The organism is 'Cynodon dactylon' phytoplasma (assembly GCF_009268075.1).
GTDB classification, from domain to species: Bacteria; Bacillota_I; Bacilli_A; order Acholeplasmatales; family Acholeplasmataceae; genus Phytoplasma; species Phytoplasma cynodontis.
On the sequence record NZ_VWOH01000004.1, the window covers coordinates 19,417 to 43,152 of the forward strand.

18 protein-coding genes are annotated in these 23,736 nt (G+C 19.4%); 11 read left to right on the forward strand and 7 right to left on the reverse strand.

Annotated features, from left to right (window positions below):
• The first annotated feature begins 117 nt into the window (after nt 1-117).
• The 5 genes from rpsB (at nt 118) to F1741_RS01840 (ending at nt 4,296) form a co-directional block, all read left to right on the forward strand.
• A complete protein-coding gene (rpsB, locus tag F1741_RS01820) occupies nt 118-924 on the forward strand; it encodes a 30S ribosomal protein S2 (RefSeq protein ID WP_152309908.1) in 807 nt (268 codons plus the stop codon).
• 161 nt (nt 925-1,085) lie between these two features.
• A complete protein-coding gene (tsf, locus tag F1741_RS01825) occupies nt 1,086-1,922 on the forward strand; it encodes a translation elongation factor Ts (RefSeq protein WP_152309909.1) in 837 nt (278 codons plus the stop codon).
• A 136-nt stretch (nt 1,923-2,058) separates the two neighbouring features.
• Nucleotides 2,059-2,772, forward strand: a complete 714-nt coding sequence (gene pyrH, locus F1741_RS01830; RefSeq protein WP_152309910.1) for a UMP kinase — start codon at nt 2,059-2,061, stop codon at nt 2,770-2,772.
• Nucleotide 2,773: 1 nt separating this feature from the next.
• Nucleotides 2,774-3,328, forward strand: a complete 555-nt coding sequence (locus tag F1741_RS01835; RefSeq protein WP_152309911.1) for a ribosome-recycling factor — start codon at nt 2,774-2,776, stop codon at nt 3,326-3,328.
• Between the two features lie 2 nt (nt 3,329-3,330).
• A complete protein-coding gene (locus tag F1741_RS01840) occupies nt 3,331-4,296 on the forward strand; it encodes a phosphatidate cytidylyltransferase (protein ID WP_152309912.1) in 966 nt (321 codons plus the stop codon).
• A gap of 47 nt (nt 4,297-4,343) precedes the next feature.
• On the opposite strand, the gene F1741_RS01845 is transcribed toward F1741_RS01840, so the two are convergent.
• The 7 genes from F1741_RS01845 to F1741_RS01875 form a co-directional block, all read right to left on the reverse strand.
• Entirely contained in the window at nt 4,344-5,639 is a 1,296-nt protein-coding gene (locus tag F1741_RS01845; RefSeq protein WP_152309913.1) for an AAA family ATPase, read from the reverse strand.
• Nucleotides 5,636-6,121: a hypothetical protein gene (locus F1741_RS01850; protein ID WP_152309914.1), complete on the reverse strand. Its 486-nt coding sequence runs from the start codon at nt 6,119-6,121 to the stop codon at nt 5,636-5,638. The genes F1741_RS01845 and F1741_RS01850 overlap by 4 nt, the downstream gene beginning before the upstream one ends.
• Before the next feature lie 185 nt (nt 6,122-6,306).
• Complete coding sequence (locus tag F1741_RS01855) at nt 6,307-7,071, reverse strand: hypothetical protein (RefSeq protein ID WP_152309915.1); 765 nt, start codon at nt 7,069-7,071, stop codon at nt 6,307-6,309.
• Between the two features lie 76 nt (nt 7,072-7,147).
• Nucleotides 7,148-8,587 carry a hypothetical protein gene (locus F1741_RS01860; RefSeq protein WP_152309916.1) on the reverse strand — a complete coding sequence of 480 codons (1,440 nt, stop codon included), beginning with the start codon at nt 8,585-8,587 and terminating at the stop codon, nt 7,148-7,150.
• 314 nt (nt 8,588-8,901) lie between these two features.
• The gene (locus F1741_RS01865; RefSeq protein ID WP_152309917.1) at nt 8,902-10,233 is read right to left on the reverse strand and encodes a TldD/PmbA family protein; all 1,332 of its coding nucleotides are present in this window, start codon (nt 10,231-10,233) and stop codon (nt 8,902-8,904) included.
• The gene (locus F1741_RS01870) at nt 10,226-11,608 is read right to left on the reverse strand and encodes a TldD/PmbA family protein (protein WP_152309918.1); all 1,383 of its coding nucleotides are present in this window, start codon (nt 11,606-11,608) and stop codon (nt 10,226-10,228) included. The genes F1741_RS01865 and F1741_RS01870 overlap by 8 nt, the downstream gene beginning before the upstream one ends.
• A gap of 158 nt (nt 11,609-11,766) precedes the next feature.
• A complete protein-coding gene (locus tag F1741_RS01875; protein WP_152309919.1) occupies nt 11,767-13,437 on the reverse strand; it encodes a DEAD/DEAH box helicase in 1,671 nt (556 codons plus the stop codon).
• Between the two features lie 853 nt (nt 13,438-14,290).
• Here F1741_RS01875 and yihA point away from each other — a divergent pair.
• The 6 genes from yihA (at nt 14,291) to F1741_RS01905 (ending at nt 23,304) form a co-directional block, all read left to right on the forward strand.
• A complete protein-coding gene (gene yihA / locus F1741_RS01880; protein WP_152309920.1) occupies nt 14,291-14,887 on the forward strand; it encodes a ribosome biogenesis GTP-binding protein YihA/YsxC in 597 nt (198 codons plus the stop codon).
• A 140-nt stretch (nt 14,888-15,027) separates the two neighbouring features.
• Entirely contained in the window at nt 15,028-17,640 is a 2,613-nt protein-coding gene (locus F1741_RS01885) for a valine--tRNA ligase (protein WP_244609570.1), read from the forward strand.
• A 115-nt stretch (nt 17,641-17,755) separates the two neighbouring features.
• Nucleotides 17,756-18,538 carry an alpha/beta fold hydrolase gene (locus tag F1741_RS01890; RefSeq protein WP_152309921.1) on the forward strand — a complete coding sequence of 261 codons (783 nt, stop codon included), beginning with the start codon at nt 17,756-17,758 and terminating at the stop codon, nt 18,536-18,538.
• Between the two features lie 96 nt (nt 18,539-18,634).
• Nucleotides 18,635-21,442, forward strand: a complete 2,808-nt coding sequence (locus F1741_RS01895; RefSeq protein ID WP_152309922.1) for a cation-translocating P-type ATPase — start codon at nt 18,635-18,637, stop codon at nt 21,440-21,442.
• Nucleotides 21,443-21,485: 43 nt separating this feature from the next.
• Nucleotides 21,486-22,055: an aminoacyl-tRNA hydrolase gene (pth, locus tag F1741_RS01900; RefSeq protein WP_152309923.1), complete on the forward strand. Its 570-nt coding sequence runs from the start codon at nt 21,486-21,488 to the stop codon at nt 22,053-22,055.
• A gap of 64 nt (nt 22,056-22,119) precedes the next feature.
• Nucleotides 22,120-23,304 carry a hypothetical protein gene (locus F1741_RS01905; protein ID WP_152309924.1) on the forward strand — a complete coding sequence of 395 codons (1,185 nt, stop codon included), beginning with the start codon at nt 22,120-22,122 and terminating at the stop codon, nt 23,302-23,304.
• The last annotated feature ends 432 nt before the right edge of the window (nt 23,305-23,736 follow it).

Consider the following 23,736-nt stretch of genomic DNA (forward strand, 5'->3'; position numbering starts at 1 on the left):
CAATAATAGAAATAACAAAAAAAATAAAATATGTTATAATTAATAGGTTAAAATTAAGATTATAATTTTCTTAAAATACGTTTTAATAATGATAATAAGGAGTTAATTTAATATTATATGGCTGTTGTAACTATAAAACAATTATTAGAATCGGGTATCCATTTTGGACATGCAGCTAGAAAATGCCATTATAAAATGAAACCTTTTCTTTTTTCTTCTAATGAAGGAATTCCTATTGTTAGAAATAAAATTCATATTATAGATTTAAAAAAAACAATTTTATCTATTGAAAATGTTTATAAACAAATTGTTCAAATATCTTCTAAAAATGGAAAATTATTATTTTTAGGTACTAAAAAACAAATTCAAGAAATTATTAAACAAGAAGCTATTAGATCTAATCAATATTATGTAATACATAGATGGTTAGGAGGAACTTTTACTAATTTTCAAACTATTTTAAAAAGAATTAATTTTTTAAAGGAATTATATAAAAAAGAACAAGATGGTTTATGGAATAATTTACCTAAAAAAGAAGTTGTTGAATTAACTAGAAAAAGAGAAAAATTAGAAAAATTTTTAGGCGGTATTAAAAATATGAATAAGTTGCCTAGTGCTCTTTTTGTAGTGGACACACAAAAAGATATTATCGCTATTAATGAGGCTCGTAAATTAAACATTCCAGTTTTTGGTATAGTTGATAGTAATTGTGATCCTGATTTGGTTGATTTTATTATTCCAGCTAATAATGATGCTATCAAAGGTATTAAATTGATTACATCTATTATTGCTAATGCAGTAATTGAAGGAAATAAATTAAGTCAACAAAATATTTCAAATAATAAAGATTTTTATAACAAAAATAATACTAAATTAGATTCTTCTTATGATAATAACATTAATAATGTTAGTGATAAACATTGATTATTAAGAATAAAATAAATTATTTTTCTAACGAATATGAATAATTGAAGGATGTTAATAAATTTAACATCTTTTTTTTAACATTTTTTGTATTTTATATATTTTTTTATAATAGTGAAATAATCATATTAATAAATAAAATTAAAAAGTGAGAGAAAATTATGAAGAAGATAACGATAGAAATGATTAAAAGAGTTAGAGATAAAACTAGAGCAGGTATTGTTGATTGCAAAAAAATGTTGCAAAGTGTTGAAGGTAATGAAGACAAAGCTATTGAAATATTACGCCAAAAAATGGTTTCAAAAGATATTTATTTGAAGGAACAAAATATATTGCCAAAAGAAGGTTTAGTACATGTCTCTTTTAAAGGTAACAAAGCAGTTATGTTCGAATTAAATACAGAAACAGATTTTGTTGCTAGAAGTAGATTTTTTTTAGATTTTTGTAAAAAATTAGAAAAAATATTATTTCTTTGTGATAATTATAATTTGGCAATGGATGATTTTTTAAATTATAGTTTTGAGGATAAAAAAATTAAAGATATAATATTAGAACAAAGATCCATTTTTGGAGAAAATATTTTTTTAAGAAGATTTAATATTATTAATAAAAAAAATGAAGAAAGTTTTGGAATATATCAACATTATAATAAAATTGCTTGTTTAGTTATTTTAAATAAACATTGTTCAAATATTGAACATGATTTACCTGTTCATATAGCATTTTATAATCCTAAATTTATTTGTAAAGAAGAAATAGACCCTGATTTTATTCATCAAAATAAAAATAAAATTTATGAAGAAATTAAAGATCAATATTCTGAATTGTCTAAGCAAAAAATAGAAAAAGAATTAAATAAACGTTTAGATAATTTTTTAAATGAAATTTGTTTATTAGAACAATATTTATATAATGATCCTAATAAAAAAATTTTTGATTATTTAAAATTGGCAAAAGTAAATATTATTAAATTTTATCTTTATCAATTAGGAAATTAAAAAAATGTTTTATTTTTTAAATTTTTTAGTTAATTAATTTTTTTTATTATTCCATTATTTATAGACTATTTATTAAATAAATTAACAAAATTATATGAATATATAAAAAAAGAGATAAAAGGAGATAATAGTTACAATGTTTAAAAAAATTCTTTTAAAATTGAGTGGTGAAGCTTTAAAAGGAGATAATTTTAATATTAGTCCGCAAAAAGTTAAAAAAATAGCTGAAGAAATCAAAGAAATTAAAAATTTAGGATTAGAGATCGTTATTATGGTTGGAGCTGGAAATATATGGCGTGGTGTTGTAGGTCAAGAATTAGGTATGGAAAGAAGTCAGTCTGATTATATGGGTATGATGGGTACTATAATTAATGCTTTAGCTTTACAAGATGCTTTGGAACAAATACAAATTCAAACAAGGGTTATGACAGCTTTTCATGTTATTACAATCGCTGAACCTTATATTAAAATGAGAGCATTAAGACATTTACAAAAAGGAAGAGTAGTTATTTTGGGTGCTGGTTTAGGTTCTCCATATTTTTCTACAGATACTGCAGCTGCTTTAAGAGCTGCAGAATTAAATATTCAATTTATATTAATGGCGAAAAACGGTGTTGAGGGTGTTTATAATAAAGATCCTAAAAAATATAAGGATGCAATATTGCTTAAAAAAATTAATTATAAATATTTAATTGATCAAAGATTAAATATAATGGATATGACCGCGGTATCTTTGTGTTGGGAAAATGATATTAATTTGTTTGTTTTTGATATGAATAAAAAAGGAAATATTAAAAAAATTATTTTAAATGAAAAAATAGGAACTATAATTACCTCTAAGGAGAATTAAAATGGAAGATTTATTACAAGATATTTTAAAAAATTTAGAAAATAAAATGATGTTATCTCATAATGTGATGTTAGAAGAATTTAAAACTATAAGAACTGGTATAGCTAATCCTCAAATACTAGATAGAATTCAAATTTATTATTATAATGAAAAAACTTTGTTAAAAGATATTAGTATTATTTCTGTTGTAAAACCCAATAAAATATGTATTAAACCTTTTGATATTAGTTTAGTACCGGAAATTATGAAAGTACTTTTGTCTTCTAGATTAGGTATAACTCCTCAAACTGATGGAAAAACTGTAGATTTGATTTTCCCTCAACCTACTTTAGAATTAAGACAAAAATTAACTAGAGAAATAGAAAAAATTGCTGAACAAACTAAAGTTTCTATTCGTAATTTACGTAGAGACGGTAATAATAAAATAAAAAAAATGAAATTGGATAAATCTTCAGAAAAAATTTTTTTGGATAAAATACAAAATTTAAATAATAAATGGATTCAAAATATAGAAAAAGAAAAAATTAAAAAAAATAAAGAATTATTGACTATTTAATAATGAAAAAGAATAATATTTGTCTTAAAAAAATATATTTTGGTATTTTAATGATTTTATTGAATTTAATTTATTTTTATTTTTTTACTTATATAGACAGAAAATTTCATTTGAGTATTTTTATTTATTCTTTCCTAATCATTATTTTATTTTTTATTATTTTAGCTTCTAGAGATATCTTAAAATTAAAAGAGCAAAAAAAAAATTTATTTTTAAATAAAAATATAATTTTTTTTAGTTTTCTGTTTTTTTTTCATTTTGTTGCTATTTTTAATAATTATTTTTATAATAACCAAGCAATTACTTTTTTAATGAAAAAAAAAGATTTTTTGTTATATCAAATTATTGATTTCTTATATAAGAATCATTATTTTTTATTTTTTTCTCTTTTATATTTATTTATTTTCTTTTTGTTTTTTTTATTTATTTCTGATTTTGAAGTGATTCAATTTCAAAATATCTTATTTGTAATAATATATATAATTTTTTTTAGTTCTTGTTTTTTTACTTTAGTTAGTTTAAATTATAATTGGTTTTTATATCTTTTTTTAATAACAACTACTAGTGATAGTTTTGCTTTTTTAGGTGGTTATTTTTTTGGTAAAAAAAAGTTATGTCCAATCATAAGTAATAAAAAAACTTGGGAGGGTTTTTTTTGCGGTATTATTTGTACTTTATTTTTTGTTTTTTTATTTTTTTTTAATTCTTTAAAAGTTTTAGATTTTCTTTCTTTTTTATGTTTTTTTATTTTTTCTTTATTAAATTCTATTTTGGCTCAAATAGGAGATTTGATAGCTTCTAAAATTAAAAGGAATTTTAATATAAAAGATTTTAATAATATATTACCAGGACATGGTGGTTTATTAGATCGTTTTGATTCTATTTTGTTTTTATCTTTTTTTAATGTTTTAGTTTTTATTAGCCCTTTAAATCAGTTTAAAAATTTAATTTTATATATTCTAAGTTAAAATTTAATTTTTATAATTTTTTTATTGTTTATAAAATTTATTTATTTTTAATTATTAAAATTATATATTTTTTCAAAAGCTTTTTGTATATCTTCTTTTAATACGATATTTCTTTTGTTTTTAGCTGTATTTCTTATAATAGCATTTAATAATTGTTCTAATACTCTATTAGCTTTTTTTTCTTCAGAAAATTTTTCTATTTTAGCATTTATATCTTTAATAAGATAATTAAAAGCTTCTGAATTATAATTATTTTTTCTTTGTTTTATTCTAGTTTCTAAAAATATTTTTCTTTCATTTTCATTTAATGTTTTTACTTCTATATGATAATCAAAACGAGATTTAATTGCTTCATCTAATTGATTAAAATGATTAGTTGCTCCTATAATTAAAATAGGTTTGTTAGGATCATTTTCTGTGCTTGTTAGTTCTATTTTGAATTGATTCACTATATTAGCCAAATCTTTATTAGAGTTTTCCCCTAAATTAGATAAATTTTTAAAAATTTCTTCACATTCATCTAAAAATATAATAGAAGCTTTAATATTAGGTTTTTTGTTATTATTTCTCACATCTCGAAATAAGTTTCTTACTTTTTGTGGTGATTCTCCCAAATAAGAACAAGAAAATTCTGGAGATGCTATTTCATAAAAAGATACTTGATCTCCTGCTTTAAGTGATAAACTTCTAGCTAATAATGTTTTTCCAGTTCCAGGACAACCATATAAAATAACTCCTTTAGGATTATCTATAACACCTAATTTTTCATTAGAATAATTTTCTGTATTTTGTAAATAATCTAAAAATTCTTCTAAAGCTTCTTTTTCTTTTTGCATTCCAATAATTTCTTCATAAGGAATAAATTTTTTTTTATTTTTAGGAAAAAAAATAGTATCTGGATGAAAATCAGAATATTTTTCTGTTTCTTTTAATTTATTTGATAAATTATTATTTTTTGAATTTTGTTCGTTATTAGAGTTTAAATTATCTATTTTATTACGATATTTTTTAATACTTTCTTTATTTTGTTTTATATCTTTTTTTAAAGAATTTAGTTCATCTGAAATTTGATTTTCTATATTTTTTTTAATAATAGGGTTTACAATTCTTTTTACTTGTTCTTCTTCGATATCTCTTTCAATGCAATTAATATCATTATAATCATTATTATTATTTATAATTTCTTTTAATATTTCTTCAATTTTATTTTTGTTTAACTTTTGTTGATTATTTTTTTCTATACTATAATTTACAATATATTTTATGTAATATATATTTATTATTAAAAATAGAAGAATAATTAAAATTAAAAAGATTCTTGATTTGATCATGTTTTTTTTCATATCTTTTTTTGTTTTATTTTATTATTTTTTTTCATTTTAATTTTTAATCTTATTTTTTGATTTTCGATTTTTAATTTATTTAAATTTTTATTTTTTATAAGAAGTTCTTTTTGATTATATAAAGATATGTAATAGTCTTGATTTTTGTTAATATTTTTTTTTATTTGATTGATATATTCATTTTTTGTTATTGTGTAAATCAAATATAATAAAATTTTAAAAATTTTATTAAAAAAATTTTTGAAAAAATTATATTTTTCAATTTTTTTTTCTATTGATCCTATTTCATCAATATGAAATATATAATGGGAATCAGAGTATGTTTTATTATTATCTTCATCATAAATTGTTGAAGGCCATAAAATCAAAATTTTTTTTATATCTGGAATATTTATAAAATCTTCTATATAATTAAATGTTTTTTTTTTATTATCAATATCATTAAATTTTTTAAATTTGTTGATTTTAATTTCATTTTTCATGTTTAAGTAGCAAAAAAAAAGATCATATTTAAAATTTTGATTATAATAGACAATGTTTTTTTTGAATTCTTTATATAGATTACAATTTTGGAATTTTTCTAAATCCTTTAATAGTTGCTCTTTTTTATTAAAATTAATTAATACATGTTCTTTAATTTTTTTTTGATTTGTAATGATTTTGGGATTTATTTTTTTATTTTTTTTTTAAAAAAAGAATCATTATTTTTTTCTATATTTTTAATAATTTTATATTTTTCTATTTCTTTACATATGATAACGTTATCTTGATTTATTATATCGAATTCAATATATAATTCGATTTTTTGGTTTTTATAAAGTTGATCTTCTATATTATTTAAATTTTTATTATGATGAAAAATTTTAATTAAAATCTCTTTTTTGCCTTTAAAAATAGGTATTTTATTTTTGTTTTCTGTTTTTTGTTTCCATTCATTATTTTTTTTAAAAAAAACTTCTATATCAAATTGATTTGTAATATTGTGCTTTATTATTTTTTCATTTTCATAATAATCATTATTTTTCATATTTGTTTTTTTTAAAAAAAATCTAGTTTTTATATGAATATAAGAATTTTTATTTTTAAATAATTTATGAGAAATTTTTTCATTATCAATATATAAAACAGAATTTAAGTCATTTTTTTTATTATTTTTTTGTATTGAAAGTAATTCTGCTTCATTTTCAAAATTTTGGCAGAAAAAAAAATTAAAGTAATATTCTTGATTTATATTATTTTGAACAATATTTTGATTTTTTTCTTTTAGTTCATTTTGAACAATTAAATATTTTTTTTTTTCTAATTTTATAAATTTAACATTATTTGTTTCAAATATTTTTTTTGTATTATTAAACAATAGATTTTTTTGTGCTTGAATTAAATTAAAATTTTGTTCTAAAAGAATCATAAATATGAATAAAATTTTATTCATATTTATGACTTTATTAATTAAATTTTTTATTTTTAACATAATATTTTGTATATTTCTTTATTTTAATTTTATAGATTTATGCTGATTGTTTTTGTAATGAATTAGAAGTGTTAACTATTTTAAATTTTGTTTTATTTGTTTTTTGTTTTTGTGTATTTTTTGGTAAATTTTTAGATATTCCAGTTTTACCAAAGTTATCTTTATAGCTGTTAGTGTATGAATTTCCGTTATTATCAACTAATTCATAATCAATTAAAAACATTAGTGTAGGTGTATCATTATCGTCATTAGCAAAATCTGTATATTTTATATTTCTGTGAGTATTATTTAAGTTATATTCGTTAAAGAAAGATTCTAATGTTTCTTGATTTAAACTTTCATTAGCGTAAAAATTAATTTTAATATCATAAGAAATATACTCATCTGAACAATTTTTTTGTTTCGTTTCTAATTCTAAAATTATATTATTTGTTTCCTGTTCTTTTTGATTAATATCATTTAAATTGTTTAATCTTTGAAATTCTTCATGATTTAATTGACCTAATTTTTTATGATTTAATTGATCTATAATTTTTTTAACTTCATTTTCTTTTTTATTATTATCATTCAGATTATTTAATTGATTTGTTTCTTCGTTACTTATGTTGTTATTTATTTTTTGATTTAACTCATTTATAATTTTTTGTACTTCTTGATCTTTTTTATTAATATCTTTTAAATTATTTAATCTGTTTTCTTCATTAGTAGATAATGCGATACCTTTTTTAATATTTAATTTATCTACAATTTTTTGTATTTCTTGATCTTTTTTATTAATATCTTTTAAATTATTTAATCTGTTTTGTTCTTCTTGTGAAAAAATTTCATTAGATTTTTTAGGAATAAACATTTCAGGTCTATTTAATTGACCTGATGAATTTAAATAATCTGTATATTTTCCAGATGTATTTTCTTGTTTTTTATAGGATATTTCTATTGGTAAAATAGAAGTTTCTTTAATTTGATTAGGAGAATTGGCATCAAATATTTCTGTTACTATATCTATATTATCTTTAGAATTTATTATCAAAATATTATCTTCAGGTTTATTGTTTTTTGATACTAAATAAACTTTATAATGTATATCTAACCATCTGTTACTTTTTAAAATGTCATATGCTGTTTGACTTTTTAATTGATTTTTTAATTTATTTTGATCTAATTCTACTTCATGTATTTCTTCAATATTGTAAGTTTGTTGATCAGTATCTATAAAAGGAATGTTTAAAGCTATAAGTTGTTTTGTGTTAGAAGAAGATTCTGATTTAAAATTAGTTTTTAAAAATTTTTGATTTACAATCCCCATTTTATAATTTCTTTGAAAAAATTGTGTTTGGGAAAAATATTCTATTAATGCATAAACCAAAGAAGGTATTATAACAATACTAATAGAAATCAAAATTATTTGTGAGGTCATTTTTTTTAATTTTGTTGCTTTTTCAAATTGATTTTGTTTTTTTCTTTTTTTATTTATCATTTTTTTTAATCCTTATTAGAATATTTTTAATTTTTAAATATTTATTAAATTATTTGAAAAATTGAATCATTTTTTATAAATTTTTAGAATTTTAAAATAAAATATATTAAGAGACAAAGTAATAATCCTGTTAAGAAACGTAAACGTACTAAATTTTATCTCATAGAAATTAAATTTTAAAATTTAGTTAAAATGATATAGTAAATTTTTTTTTTGTCAATAAATTTTATTTTTTTTAAAAAAAAAAAAAATTAAATAAATTTTAATTTTTTTATAATTAATTTATACAAAAAGTATTTTTATTTAAAATAATTTTATTTTTCGCCTGCTATAGATAATTTGCCTATGTAAACACTTGAACTTCCAAATCCTGATATATCAAATAAAAAATCATTAGAAATTTCTTTCAAACGAGAAAGAATGTCAAAAAAATTACCTGAAACTACAATCATTTTTATTGGTTTTGTTATTTTACCTTTTTCTATTTTAAAACCTTCAGCTTGAATACTAAAATCACCGGTAATATTATTAATACCAGCATGCAGTCCTATTAAATTATCAATTAAAATTCCTTTTTTGATAGGAGAAATCATTTCATCAAAATTTTTAATTCCTCTTTTTAAATAACAATTACTCATTTTAATTTGATTATTAAAAGAATTTCCAGTCGGAATAGTTTTAAAAATATGAGCTGTTTTTAAATTATGAATAAATTGTTTGAATATTCCTTTTTCGACAATTATTTTTTTTTTACTTGGTATACCTTCATCATCAAAACTATATTGAAAAAAAGCAGAAGATTTTGTAGGATCATCGATGATAGTGACTTTGCTTGAAGCTATTTTTTTATTTATTTTATTTTTGAATTTAGTTAAATTACGATATGCATTTAAACCGCTAAAAACACTACTAAAACTTTTAAGAAGTTTAGCAAAAGTTTTATTAGAAAAAACTGTACAATAAGAACCTGATTGGATAGAAGTAGCGCCTATTTTTTTTTCACCTTTTTCTATTATTTGATTTGCATATTCTTCTATATTTAAATTTTCAAATTTTTTAACTATAAAATATTCTGAAATTTCTTCTATTTGATTATTTTTTTCAAAAATACATGTTATATATATTGTTACAAAATTTTCTTCTGATTCCAAATTTAAACCTTTTGAGTTGATTATTTTTTTTTTAGAATGTGTTTCGCTATAAGAAATCATTTCTATTTTTTTACATAAATGGTTTTTAGATATTTTTTTATATAATTCGAATAATATATTGTGTTTTTTTTGTGATTCTATTTTTTCAAAATTAAAATTTTGATTTTCAATAATAGGATAATCAGAAATCTTGCCTTTGAAAATATAATCTTGAGAATCAAAATGAGATACTTTGATTTGTTTTTTTAAAATTTTCAAAATTTTATCTAACATATTATCATCTATTTTTTCTAAATAAATACTTGATTTTTTATTTTTATATAATCCTTTTATAATAGTTGAAATTAATTCACTTTTAGTTTTTTCATATATTTTGTTATTTTCTAGACTTATAGTTAAATTTTTATCTTCATTTATTAAAAATTCTAAAGCTTCGAATTTTTTTTCATTAATAGCATTTTGAAACCATTTTTCATAATCTATTTTATTATTCATTTTTTTTGTTTCCTCCCACAATCATTTCTGTGACTCTAATGGTAGGTTGTCCTAAATCTACAGGAACATATCCAGATATAGAACCACAATAACCTTGGCTAAAATCTAAGTCATTTCCTACTCGATCTATTTTTAACAAAATATCTTGGCCATATCCTATCAACATCATTCCTTTAACAGGTTTTGTTAATTTTCCTTTTTCTATTAAATAACCTAGAGTTACCATAAAGTTAAATTCTCCCGTAGTAGTTAAAACAGTACCTCCTCCTAATTGTTCAGCATAAAGTCCATAATCAGTTTCTTTTATAATTGTTTCTGGTTTATCTTTTCCAGCCGCAATATAAGTTGAATTCATTCTAGATGTAGGCGAATATTTGTAAGATTCTCTTCTTGATGAACCCGTTGGTTTCATATTTATTTTAAGGCCATTGCGATAATCCACTAAATAGTTTTTTAAAATTCCTTTTTCTATTAAAAGATTATTTTGTGTTTGTATACCTTCATCATCTATATTTAATTTTCCCCAGTATTTAGGTATATTACCATTATCAAAAGCAGTTACTAATTCTGAAGCTATTTTTTTATTGAGTTTACCACAAAAAGGTGATAAATTCTTCGCAATTGCTGTAGCTTCTAAAGAATGGCCGCAGGCTTCATGAAAAATAACCCCTCCAGAACCTTTATTTAAAATAACTGTCATTTTTTGAGGTTTTAATTCTATCGCATTTAACAAAACAATGGAATTATAAGCTACTTTTTTAGCTTTTTCTTCTAAATTTACAATATCAAAAAAATCTAAACCAGTTGAAAGGCCAATGTTATCATGAAATTCTTGTAAATTTTTATCTTTTTTTGATATTGATGTTAAACTACATCTTATATATGGTCTAAAGTCTTTTTGATAAATTCCTTGAGAATTAGCTACTAAGATTTTTTGTTCTTTTTCTTCTAAATTTATAATGCTTTTTTTGATTTGTTCGTCATAATCTAAAATTATTTTAGATAAATTTATCATTTTTTTAATCTTTGTTTTTATATTTATTTTTTTAAATTTTTCATTGAATTTTAAAATTTTTTCTTTTTTAAAATTTATTTTTGAATATTTTTTATTTGATATTTTATTTTGCGTTTCTTTTAGAATCAAACTTACTATTTTTTCGTAGTTTACTTGATTAGTATAAATATAAACTTCTTCTGTTTTTTTTAATAAACGTATTCCTACTCCGAATATATATTGATTATTGTATGATATTACTTTTTTGTTTATTATTTTTAAATTACTGTTATATGTATCTTCCAAGAAAATTTCTGCAAAATCAAATCCTTGTTGAATAGATATTTCCAGAATTTTTCTTATTTCTGTTTTTTTTAGCATTAATTTTAAATTCTCTCCTTTTTATTTCATTATATTTAAATTTTTTTTTTCACAATAAAAATATATATAAATGAATATAAAATAAAAAAAAATATAAATATAAATATATTTATATTTTTTCATTTTAAATAAACAAATTATTAATAAAAAAAATATTATTATTTTGGTTGTTCTATTTTTAAAAGTTTGTTTTCAAAATAAATGTTATTTTTGGATTTAATTTTGTCTACTAAATTATCGGATACTTCGAAAATAGTTTTATCATAATAATGTTTTATGTTTCCAATATTTCTTGTGAAAATATTAAATTTTTCATCCATAATTTTTAACAATAACACAGGATTATTAATTCCATCTTGTTTTCCTAAATTAATGATTAATTCCGTCATATTTTTTCTTTTATTTTTAAAATTGATGTTTTTATTTGGAAGATTATTTTGATATTTTTTATTGAAATTATTGTAATTAAAATTTTCTCTTTTATAGATAAAATTATTTTTCATTTCATGTATTGGTTCGTATTCTTTTTGTGGAGGCCTTAAATATTTTAAAAGTCCATTAATAATTTGTCTTTCATTAAATTTTTTTAATAAAGAATCTATTAAAAAATTATTATTTTTTTTGATTTCATCTTTAGATATAGTTTCATCTTCTATTAATTTATTTATTTTTTCTTCAAAATCAATTTCTTGAACTTTTTGTATTTCTTCTATAGTTGGTATATTTAAAAAAACTATCTTTTCTTTTAAATAATTTTCTAATTTTTTTAATCTACCTATTTTTGTATTATTTATAAAACTATAAGCTAATCCTGTTTTACCTGCTCTTCCTGTTCTTCCTATTCTATGTACATAAATTTCATCTTCATGAGGTAAGTCATAATTAATAATCATTTTAATATCTGAAATATCCAAACCTCTAGCTGCTACATCTGTAGCTACTAATATTTTTATATTTTTTTTTCTGAAATTATCCATTACATATTTTCTTTGGTTTTGTTTTAAGTCTCCATGAATAGCATTGACTAGAAAATTTTCATTTTGTAAATAATTAGAAATATTGTCAACATCTTTCTTAGTATTAGCAAAAATAATGACAGAATCAGGATTTTTTTGGTCTAAAAGTCTTACTAGAAGTTTATTTTTGTTAAAATCTTTTACTATAAAATAAAATTGTTTTATAGATTGTACTGCTATATTATTTTGTTTTATTTTTAAAATTTGAGGATTTTTTTGATATTTAGAAGCTATTTTTTTAATCGTAATTGGAAGAGTAGCTGAAAATAATACAGTTTGTCTTTCTTTAGGAATGTTTTTTAATATAGTTTCTAAAGCTTCTTGAAACCCCATTTTTAACATTTCATCAGCTTCATCTATTGTAAAAATTTTAATTTCTGATAAATCAACTTTTTTTCTTTCTAATAAATCTATTATTCTGCCGGGTGTAGCTATTATAATATGTGGTTTATTTTCTAAAGCTTTAAATTGTTTTGTATAAGATTCTCCACCGCATATAACTGTTATTTCAACTTCTTTGTTAAATTTTAATAATTTTTTCATTTCATGAAATACTTGTATGGATAATTCTCTTGTAGGACACAATACTAAAGATTGAGTTTTTTTTATTTTGACATCTATTTTTTCAATTATAGGAATACTAAAAGAAAAAGTTTTACCTGTCCCTGTTTGTGATTGAGCTATTATATCGTTTCCTTTTATCATTTCTGGTATTACTAATGTTTGGATAGGAGTTGGATGTTCAAATTTTAATGCTTTTAAAGCATCTTTAGTTTGTTGTAGTAAATTCAATTCTTGAAATGGAATACTCATTTTATTTTTTTTACCTCTATTTTGTTTTAAATAATTTATTGAAAGTAAAATTTATTTTTTTTAAATTTTTTTTATTTATTTAAATAAATAAAAAAAATAAATATTAAAAAAAATTGAAAATAAAAAACAAATTTTTTATAAAAAAATATTAAAATAGTTTAATTAAAATTATTAATATATGAATTTTTATTATTTTTTAAATTTTTAACAAAAAAAACAAAAAATAATTTTCATATTATATTTGGATGTATTTCAATTATATTTATTTTTACATTACATTGATTTCGATTTATAGATCATTTTATATTTTTTTTATATTTTTATTTTTTCTCTTTTTGTTTATTGAATTTTTTTATCAAAAAAATATTATAAAAAATTAAAAAAAATGATTAGATATTCCTTTATAAATGTGAGATAAATTTGGCTATAATTATGCTTAATATTTTAATAAATAGTTTGTTTTTTAAAATAGATTCATAATATTTTTTAATTTTATGAACTATATTCTATAAAATTTCATAAATTACTTTTCAAATATAAATATAAATTATTTATCTTTCTTTTTATTTGTTTATAAAATTTATTATATAATTATATATAAATATTATACAAAATAAAGTATAAATTATAGAATTTTTCTCAAATATAATATGTATAATTATTTTAAATTAAATTATTTTAAATTAATTTTATTTAATACTTTTTCATATTTTATCATTAATTTATTAATTAATATATATCTACTTAGAGTAATTAATGCGAAAAGATTTATAATATTTTTGTTATATTGATATATTTAATTTCTAGTTTATTTATTTATTTTTTTAATTTTATTTAATTTTAAAGGGTAATGATGATTAAAAAATCTTTATTTGTTAAAAGTGTTAGTAATTATAAAAATAATTTTGATCCTAGTTTTCCAGAAATTTTATTAATTGGTCGTAGTAACGTAGGAAAAAGTACTTTTGTGAATTTATTGACAAATAGAAAAAAACTTTCTTTTGTTTCTAAAAAACCTGGAAAAACGATTTGTTTAAATTATTTTTTATTGAATGATTCTTTTTATTTAATAGATTCTCCTGGTTATGGTTTTCAAAAAAAAATTAAATTAAAGAAAAATATGATTTTTGATACTATTGATATTTTATCAAAAACAAATTTTTGTAATAAAATTATTTTTCAATTAATGGATTTTCAAATCGGGCCTACTTTATTAGATTTAGAAATATATAAAAAATTAGTTGAAAATAATCTTTATACTATTATTCTTTTTAACAAAAAAGATAAAGTTAATAAAAACCAAGTTTTAAATCAAATCAAAAAGAATGAAAAAATTTTTTTATCTTTTAATTTATCTTTTATTCCTAAGTTTTTTATAATATCTTGCAAAAAAAATGAAGGTATAAAAGAGGTTCAGGACATAATTAAATCTAGAATAAATTCATTTTAATTAATACGAATATAAAGTTTTAAATTTTATTTTTTTTTTAAAAAAATATTATTTGATTATTTAAATTATTTTTAGTATTAAAAATAATTCAACATATAAAATTAAATTTCGGGAGTTTTAGAATTTAGATAAATAGAAGTATGATAAAAGCAAAATATGATTTTCATTCGATAGAAAAAAATAGATATCAAAAATGGTTAAAACAAAAATATTTCGATACAAAAATAACTAATATAAAAAACAAAACAAAAAATTTTACAGTTCTTTTACCTCCACCTAATATTACAGGAAAATTACATTTGGGACATGCTTGGAATAATATTTTACAAGATATAATTGTTAGACGTAAGAGAATGTTAGGTTTTAGTGTTTTGTTTCTTCCTGGTATGGATCACGCAGGTATAGCGACTCAAAAAAAAATTAAGGAGAAGTTGAAAGAAAACGGTTTCAAAGATGAAGAGATTACAAAAGATATTTTTTTAGAATACGTTTTCAAATGGAAAGAAGAATATGCTAATAAAATTCGTAAACAATGGGCATATTTAGGTTTATCGTTAAATTATGAATTTGAAAGTTTTACTTTAGATAAAAAATTAAGTGATACAGTAGAAGAAGTTTTTATTAAGTTATATAAAAAAAAAATGATTTATCGTGATTATAAAATTATAAATTGGGATCCTTTATTAAAAACTACTTTATCTAATATTGAAGTTAGACATAAAACAATATTAGGGAAGTTATTTTATTTAAAGTATATTTTATTAGATGAAAAAAACAATATAACTGATAATTTTGTAGAAGTAGCAACAACAAGACCTGAAACTATATTTTCTGATCAAGTTTTAATGATAAATCCTAAAGACTTAAGATATCAATATTTAATCGGTAGAAAAGTTTTAGTTCCTATTACTAAAAAAGTAATAAAAATTATAAGTGATGATTTTGTTGATATAAATTTTGGAACTGGTATCTTAAAAGTTACACCTGCACATGACGAAAACGATTTTAAGTTAGGTAAAAAATATTCTTTAGACATTATTCCTTGTATTAAAAGAGATGGAAATATGGATGAAAAAGTAGTTTTATCACAATATCATAATTTACATTTTTTGGAATGCAGGAATCAAATAGTTGTCCATTTAAAAGAAGAAGGTTTAATATCTAAAATAGACGATTATAATCATTCTGTTGGTTTTTCAGTTCTATCTGATTCCATGATAGAACCTACTTTATCTATACAATGGTTTATGAAAACAAAAAAAATTGTCGCTTTAGTTTTAAAAAAAAATAAAATTAATTTCTTTCCTTGTAGATTTAAAAAGGTTTTTGAAAATTGGTTAATTAATTTAGAAGATTGGTGTATATCTCGTCAATTATGGTGGGGACATCCTATACCGGCTTGGTATAATGGAAATAAAATTAAAGTCCAAAAGGAACAACCAAATTTGGATTTTAAAAGAGATTCTGATGTTTTAGATACTTGGTTTTCTTCATCTTTATGGCCTTTAAGTACTTTGAATTGGTCGGAAAAGAATGTTAATAATTTTTTTAAAAATCATTTTCCTACAAATATTTTAGTTACTGGGTATGATATTCTTACATTTTGGGTTTCTAGAATGGTTTTACAAAGTGTTTTTTTAACTAAAAAAATACCTTTTTATAATGTTTTATTACATGGTTTAGTTAAAGATTCTAAAGGACAAAAAATGTCTAAATCTAAAGGTAACGGTATTGATCCTATAGATATTATTAATAAATACGGTTCAGATTCTTTAAGATGGTTTTTAGCTACTAATTCTTCTTTAGGTTCAGATTTATTTTTTAATGAAATTAAAGTTATATCAAGTTGGAATTTTATAAATAAATTATGGAATATTAGTCGTTTTATGAAAATAAGTTTTTCTAGTTTTGAAACTAATTTTTATGAAAATTATTTATTGTTAAATGAAAAAGCTTTATTATCAAAATTGTCTCAATTAATTAAAAAAATTGATTTACTTTTTGAAAAATATGAATTCAGTATTATAGGAAATCTTCTATATAATTTTATCTGGGATGATTTTTCTAATTGGTTTATAGAATTTTTTAAATTAATATCTACTAATAAAAAAAATTTTTATTTAAATTCTCAAAAATTTTTTGTTTATATTTTTAAAAATATTTTAAAATTATTACACCCTTTTATACCTTTTATTACAGATAAAATTTATGAAGACTTTTTCTATAATGAAATTTCTATTATTAATTCTGAATGGCCTAGGATTAATTTTTTTGATAAAAAGTCTTTAGATTGTTTTTCTCTTTTACAAAAAATAATTATAAAAATACGTAATTTTAAGCAATCTTATAATATTGCTAAAAATTCAATAATATTATATATAAAGACTAACAAAAGTCTATTAAAAGAGATAAGTTTATTTAAAGATATATTAGAATTATTTTTAGAAGTTTCTGAAATAAAGTTTGTGAGTAAATTAAAAAATCAAAATTACTATCTTTTATTTGCAAAAAAAAATATATTTATTTTTATAGATAAAGAATTTTTTTCTACAATAAGTATTAATAAACAAAAAAAAGATTTTGGTTTACAAAAAGATTTTCTTTTAAAAGAAATAAAAAGAAGCGAAAATATTTTAAGTAATCAACTTTTTTTGCAAAAAGCAAATACAATTAAAGTACAGGAAGAAAAGAAAAAGTATAAAGAATATTTGGAACAATATAAAGAATTAATAAAGATTAATAATCAAAATTAATATTTTTTTGGATTTAATTATTTATTAAAATTTTAATTTTTGTTTTATTAATATTTTATTAATTTTAATTAATAATTAGTATTATAATCTATATACAGTAAAAGAAAGTTTCGGTATGTTTTTTAATAAAAATATATTTTATGTTAATTTTAAAAATGCTAAAAATGCAAAAGCTAATATAATATTTACTCATGGTTTAGGAGAAAATACAAAAGATTATGATCATATTTTAGATTTTTTTCATTTTCATAACTACAATATTTTGTTATATGATGTTAGAGGTCATGGAAAGAGCGGAGGAAAAAGAGGAGATATTGAAAATTTTAATATCTTTTTAGATGATTTAAAATATCTTGTATATTTTGTTAAACAAAAAAATAATTTAAAAATTTTTTTGATGGGACATAGTATGGGCGGTATTATTGTTAATAGTTATTTAGTCAAATATGGAAATATTGACGGAGCAATAATAAGTTCAGCACCTATTTTGTTTAATAGAAATATAAGATATTTAAGATATCCTTTTTATTTTTTTAGTTTTTTTAAAAAAAAAAAACTTAATTTTTCTTCTCCCTATATTTCTCATATTCCTTTGAATCAAGGATATTATCCTTATCGTTTAGATTATGTTGCAATTCGTTTATTAAGAAATTTACTTTTGTTAAATTTAATGTATTTGAAAAAAAATATTTCTGCTTATTTTACAAATGTTTTGTTTTTATACAGTATCAAAGATAAAATAGTTCCTTATGGGAATATAGAGGATTTTTTTATTAAAATATCTTCAAAAGATAAAACACTATTTTCTTATACAGAAAGTTATCATAATTTATTTCATGATATTGAAAAAGAAAAAGCTTTAGAAGATGTTCTATTATGGTTAGAAAAAAGAATATAACATAAAATAATAATACAAAAAATTAAGATAATTAATATATTATTTTTTTTTAAGATTTATTTTATTTTTTACAAAAGAGGTTTAATTAGATAATATATGAATAAAAAAAAAGAAGTTTGGAAAATTAGTAGTTTATCAACACAAGAAACATTTACATATTTAAATTCTAATTTAATAGGTTTATCTTCTGATGAAGTTATTAAAAGACAAAAAAAATATGGTTTGAATATAATTAAAAAAAATCAAAAAGAGAATATTTTTAAAAAATTTATTAAACAATTTACATCTATTTTTGCTATTTTATTGTTATTATCTGGTTTTTTGGCTATTTTGATCAAAGAATATCCTATAGGAATATCAATAATTTTAGTTGTTATTGTGAATGGTATTTTTGCTTTTTTTCAAGAAAGAAAAGCAGATAAAATTTTGTCTTCTTTAACTGATATGATTCCTAAAAAAATTCAGGTTTATAGAGATGGTAAAACAGAAATTATTAATACTAAAGAATTAACTATTGGTGATGTTATTTTTTTAGAAATAGGAACAACTATTCCGGCAGATGCTAGACTTATTGAGTCTAATAATTTTTTTGTTGATAATTCAATGTTATCTGGAGAAAGTATTCCTTTAAATAGAACTTGTGAACCTAATACGAATCAAAAAAAAGTTATTTCTGAAATACCTAATTTAGTTTTTGCTGGAACTACAGTAGCTCATGGAAGCGCAAAAGCTATTGTTTATTCTATAGGTGAAAATACTCAAATAGGTGAAGTATCTTTTTTAGCCCACAATATTCATAAAGGGGTTAATACATTAGAAAAAAAAATTAATAATTTTATTAAAAATATTAGTATTATTGCTTTGTTTTTATCTATTTTTGTTTTTTTGGTTTGTGTTTGGCGTTATTCTTTTGGTATTAATAAATTTTCTTTTTATGTTCTTTTTAAAGATGTTTTAAAACCATCTATTATAGCCGCTTTAGGTATGTTAGTAGCTAACATTCCCGAAGGTTTATTACCTACTATTAATTTAAGTTTGGCTATTGGTTCTCAAAGAATGGCTAAACAAAAAGCTTTAATAAAAAAGTTGTTTTCGGTAGAAACATTAAATTCCGTTACAGTTATATGTACTGATAAAACAGGTACTTTAACAGAAAACCAGTTAACATGTAGAAAAATATTATTTCCTTGTGGTTGTGTTGATATTACAGGTAATGGTTTTCAAAAAAAAGGTTCTTTTTTAAATTTAAACAAACAAAAACATAATAAAATTTTGAATAAATTATTTATTGCTTCAATACTTTGTTCGGAAGCTGATCTAATTAATAATAATAATAATATAAAAGATGAATATAAGATAATTGGTAATCCTACTGAAGGTTCTATACTAATTGCTGCTGCTAAATATGGTTTAAATATTCAAGAAATTAGAAATAATTTTTTTATTAAAAAAATAAACCCTTTTTCTTCAGAAATTAAAAAAATGAGTGTATATGTTAAAAATATATCTCAAAAAAAATATTATGATTTAAATTCTGATTATTTATTTGTCAAAGGAGCTCCTAATATTATTTTAAGCGAATGTAATGCTCAATATAAAGATCAAAAAGTTTGTTCTTTATCTGATAAAGAAAAAAAATTTTTTATCGAAGAAAACGAGAAATTATCACATCAAGGATATCGTATTTTAGCTATTTCTTATAGAAAAATAGATCAACAAAAAAATAATGAAGGTAATATGGTTTTTTTAGGTTTTTGTGTTCATTATGATCCTCCTAAAACGGAAGTACTTAATGCAGTTAGACTTTTGTTAAAGGCTGGTTTGAAAATTACTGTTATTACTGGAGATTATGGTCCTACTGCTGTTTCTATAGGAAAGCAAGTTGGTATTGCTGAAAATGGTTTTTTAAATATAGATGGAACCGAAATAGAAGAAATGGAACAAAAAGAATTAGAAAAAATATTGAATACTAATGTACCTATATTTTTTTCTAGAACTACTCCTAAACATAAATTAAGAATTGTAGAAGCTTATCGTTCGAATAAAGAAATAGTAGGTGTAATTGGAGATGGAGTAAATGATATTCTAGCTTTTAAGGCTGCTCATATTGGTATTGCTATGGGTAAAACAGGAAAAGATGTTGCACGAAATTATGCAGATATGATTTTGTTGGATGATAATTTTTCTACTATTCCAAAAGCTGTTTTAGAAGCAAGAGGTATTTATTCAAATATTAAAAAGTTTATGTTTTATGTTTTAAGTTCTAATGTTCCTCAATTATTTCCTATTATTGTTATGGCATTGTTTCGTATTCCTCTTTATTTAAATGTTATGCAAATTTTAGCTATAGATTTAATTACAGATTTATTACCTGCTATATCACTAGGAGCTGAAGAACCAGAATCGAATTTGTTAGAACAAAAACCTATTAAAGAAACTGATAGTTTATTAGATATTAAATTACTGAAAAGAAGTTATTGTTGTTTAGGATTAGTTGAAGCAATATTAGCTTTAATATTCTTTTTGTTATATGGTGGTTTTGATTTTTTTAATAAAAATATATCTTTAAAAGAAATATCTATTAATGAAAAATTTTTGTTTGCATCAACTATGGCTTTTGGTTCTGTGATTTTTTCTCAAATAGGCAATGTTTTTGCTTGTCGTTCTGAAAAACTTTATTTTTGGCAGACTTGGAATAAAAAAAATAAATTGTTATATATTGGTGTTTTTGTTGAACTTTTTTTGTTTATTTTAATTTCTCAAAATATTAATTTTTTAAATAATTTTTTCGGTACAGTTAAAATAGATTTTTTACATTATTTGATATTATTTTCTTGTACTTTTATAATTTTATTTTTTGATACTATTTTTAAATTTTTATGTAAAATAAAATTCAAAAAATAAATTTTATTTTTATTTTGATATTAATCTTAAAAAAGGTAAAAAAATGAAACTTATTGTAGGTTTAGGTAATCCAGAAGATAAATATAAATATACTCCTCATAATATTGGATTTTTAATGATAGATTTTTTTTTAGAAAAAATAAAAGAAAAAAATATTTTATATGAAAAGAAAAAAGAATTTAATTTTTTTTATTTTATAAAATTTAATAATCAAAAAGTAATATTATTTAAACCATATAAATTTATGAATTTATCCGGTATAGAAATTAAAAAAATAGTTTCTTTTTATAAAATAAATATAGAAGATATTTTAGTTTTAAGTGATGATATTTACTTAAAAATAGGTGATTTTAAATTAAAAAGAAAAGGTGGTTATGGTGGTCATAATGGTTTAAAAAATATTATAAATAATTTAAAAACAGAATGTTTTAAAAGATTAAAAATTGGTGTTGGTTATGATGAAAAAATAAGAATCGAAGAATATGTATTAAGATCTTTATCCAATTATCAAATTCAACAAATTATGAATAATTTCGATTTTTTATCTCAAGTTTTGTTTTTGTTTATAAACGGAATGCCTTTTGATCAAATAATTAGTTTTTCTAAAAGATAAAAAAAGATTTATAATTATAGTAAGGTTTTTTAAAAACCTTTTAGATTAGGAAAATATTTTTTAAATGAAAAAAAGTTTAATTTTATTTATTATATTATTAATATTGGTACCTTTTATAATAGTTATCTTATTTAGTAATTTTTCAAATTCTATTTCTAATTCTAAAAATAAAGAAGAAAAAAAAATATTAACAACGAATTCAGAATTAATAGATATAGATCCAAATAATAAAAATTTTTTATTTAGAAATAATAATAATAATGATAATCAAATTATAATTTCTAATTCGAATCTTAAAAATAAAATTTTTGAAATTTTATTTCAAACAAATAATTTAGAACAAAAAATAAAAGATATGATTCAAAGTAAAGATGTTGTAGTTTCTAACAAAATAATAGCTACTAATTATATTAATAGTGATTTTTTTCAAAAATTTAAAAGAGATATAAATATTCTAAATGATGAAATTAATAATAATAAAATTATTGATGAAAACAAATTGTTACATTTTTCCATAAGAATAGAAAATTTAGAAAATTTATTTAATAAATATATTAAAATTAAGATTTTAAATTTGATAGATAATTTATATAAAAAAGAAATTACTAAAAAAGATTTTCAAGAAATAATTGATTCTATTTTAAATGAAAAAGATAGCGAAAATTTTGAATTGTCAAAACATAAAACTTTTCAAGAATATGAATTATATCAACAATATAAAAAAGATAATAAAATAGCTGATTTTTTAGAAAAAGATTTAGAAGAATATTTCACAAAAATTAATAATTTGAAAAAACAAAAAGATTTTTGTTTTAATAAAATTCAAAAATTAATTTCTATCTTTGAAACTTTAAATAAAGAAGATATAGATTCTCAAAAAAAATTAGATAAAACAGAAGAAGAAAGAATGATTTGGCAGAAAAAAGATCGTTTTTGGAAAAATTCGGAACATATTGAATTTCAAAAAGAATTAGACAAAATGTATGTCGAAAGACAAGAAAAAATTCAATCTTTGAGTAATATTAAAAACGAAATAGAAAAAGCTAAAAGTGATTACGATTATTTTAATAAAGAAATAATTTATTTAGAAAATATTTATCAAAACCTTGGTAAAGAATTCGTTTCAAAATTAGGTAAATTAAAAAGTATTTATCGAAATTTAAATTCTTTTAAAAATGATAAAAATAATATAGAAGATATTAAGAAAGCAGAAACAAAACTTAAAGAGATTTATACAGTAGTTAACTAATTTTTGTTTTGCTATACAATTTATTTTATAAGATAATCTTTTATATAAATTTTTTTATATGAATTATTATTATTAGAAAAAATAAAAAAGATATTATAAATTCTTTTTTATTTTTTTATTTATTAATGATTTTTTTTATGTATAAAAATAAGCCATTTATTTTTTAAAATATTAAATATTATATAAAAGAGCATCAACATCAAAATGAATCATTAATATACATTTTACTAATATTTATATTTATAATTTTTTAATTTTGTATATATACATTTGATATAATTCATTTTATTAAAAAAATTAATATAAATAATATTGAAATTATTTTTTTTGTATGTTATAATTAATTGTCTTTTAATTTTACATTATTTGAATTATTTCTTTGAAAACTGAAGATGATTTTATAAAATAATTTTTTATTATATATAAAATTCA

Bases quoted from the DNA above. Each gene is read 5' to 3' on its own strand.
- rpsB (WP_152309908.1), top strand. From the start codon at position 118: ATGGCTGTTGTAACTATAAAACAATTATTAGAATCGGGTATCCATTTT.
- tsf (WP_152309909.1), top strand. From the start codon at position 1,086: ATGAAGAAGATAACGATAGAAATGATTAAAAGAGTTAGAGATAAAACT.
- pyrH (WP_152309910.1), top strand. From the start codon at position 2,059: ATGTTTAAAAAAATTCTTTTAAAATTGAGTGGTGAAGCTTTAAAAGGA.
- F1741_RS01835 (WP_152309911.1), top strand. From the start codon at position 2,774: ATGGAAGATTTATTACAAGATATTTTAAAAAATTTAGAAAATAAAATG.
- F1741_RS01840 (WP_152309912.1), top strand. From the start codon at position 3,331: ATGAAAAAGAATAATATTTGTCTTAAAAAAATATATTTTGGTATTTTA.
- F1741_RS01845 (WP_152309913.1), bottom strand. From the start codon at position 5,639: ATGAAAAAAAACATGATCAAATCAAGAATCTTTTTAATTTTAATTATT.
- F1741_RS01850 (WP_152309914.1), bottom strand. From the start codon at position 6,121: ATGAAAAATGAAATTAAAATCAACAAATTTAAAAAATTTAATGATATT.
- F1741_RS01855 (WP_152309915.1), bottom strand. From the start codon at position 7,071: ATGAATAAAATTTTATTCATATTTATGATTCTTTTAGAACAAAATTTT.
- F1741_RS01860 (WP_152309916.1), bottom strand. From the start codon at position 8,587: ATGATAAATAAAAAAAGAAAAAAACAAAATCAATTTGAAAAAGCAACA.
- F1741_RS01865 (WP_152309917.1), bottom strand. From the start codon at position 10,233: ATGAATAATAAAATAGATTATGAAAAATGGTTTCAAAATGCTATTAAT.
- F1741_RS01870 (WP_152309918.1), bottom strand. From the start codon at position 11,608: ATGCTAAAAAAAACAGAAATAAGAAAAATTCTGGAAATATCTATTCAA.
- F1741_RS01875 (WP_152309919.1), bottom strand. From the start codon at position 13,437: ATGAGTATTCCATTTCAAGAATTGAATTTACTACAACAAACTAAAGAT.
- yihA (WP_152309920.1), top strand. From the start codon at position 14,291: ATGATTAAAAAATCTTTATTTGTTAAAAGTGTTAGTAATTATAAAAAT.
- F1741_RS01885 (WP_244609570.1), top strand. From the start codon at position 15,028: ATGATAAAAGCAAAATATGATTTTCATTCGATAGAAAAAAATAGATAT.
- F1741_RS01890 (WP_152309921.1), top strand. From the start codon at position 17,756: ATGTTTTTTAATAAAAATATATTTTATGTTAATTTTAAAAATGCTAAA.
- F1741_RS01895 (WP_152309922.1), top strand. From the start codon at position 18,635: ATGAATAAAAAAAAAGAAGTTTGGAAAATTAGTAGTTTATCAACACAA.
- pth (WP_152309923.1), top strand. From the start codon at position 21,486: ATGAAACTTATTGTAGGTTTAGGTAATCCAGAAGATAAATATAAATAT.
- F1741_RS01905 (WP_152309924.1), top strand. From the start codon at position 22,120: ATGAAAAAAAGTTTAATTTTATTTATTATATTATTAATATTGGTACCT.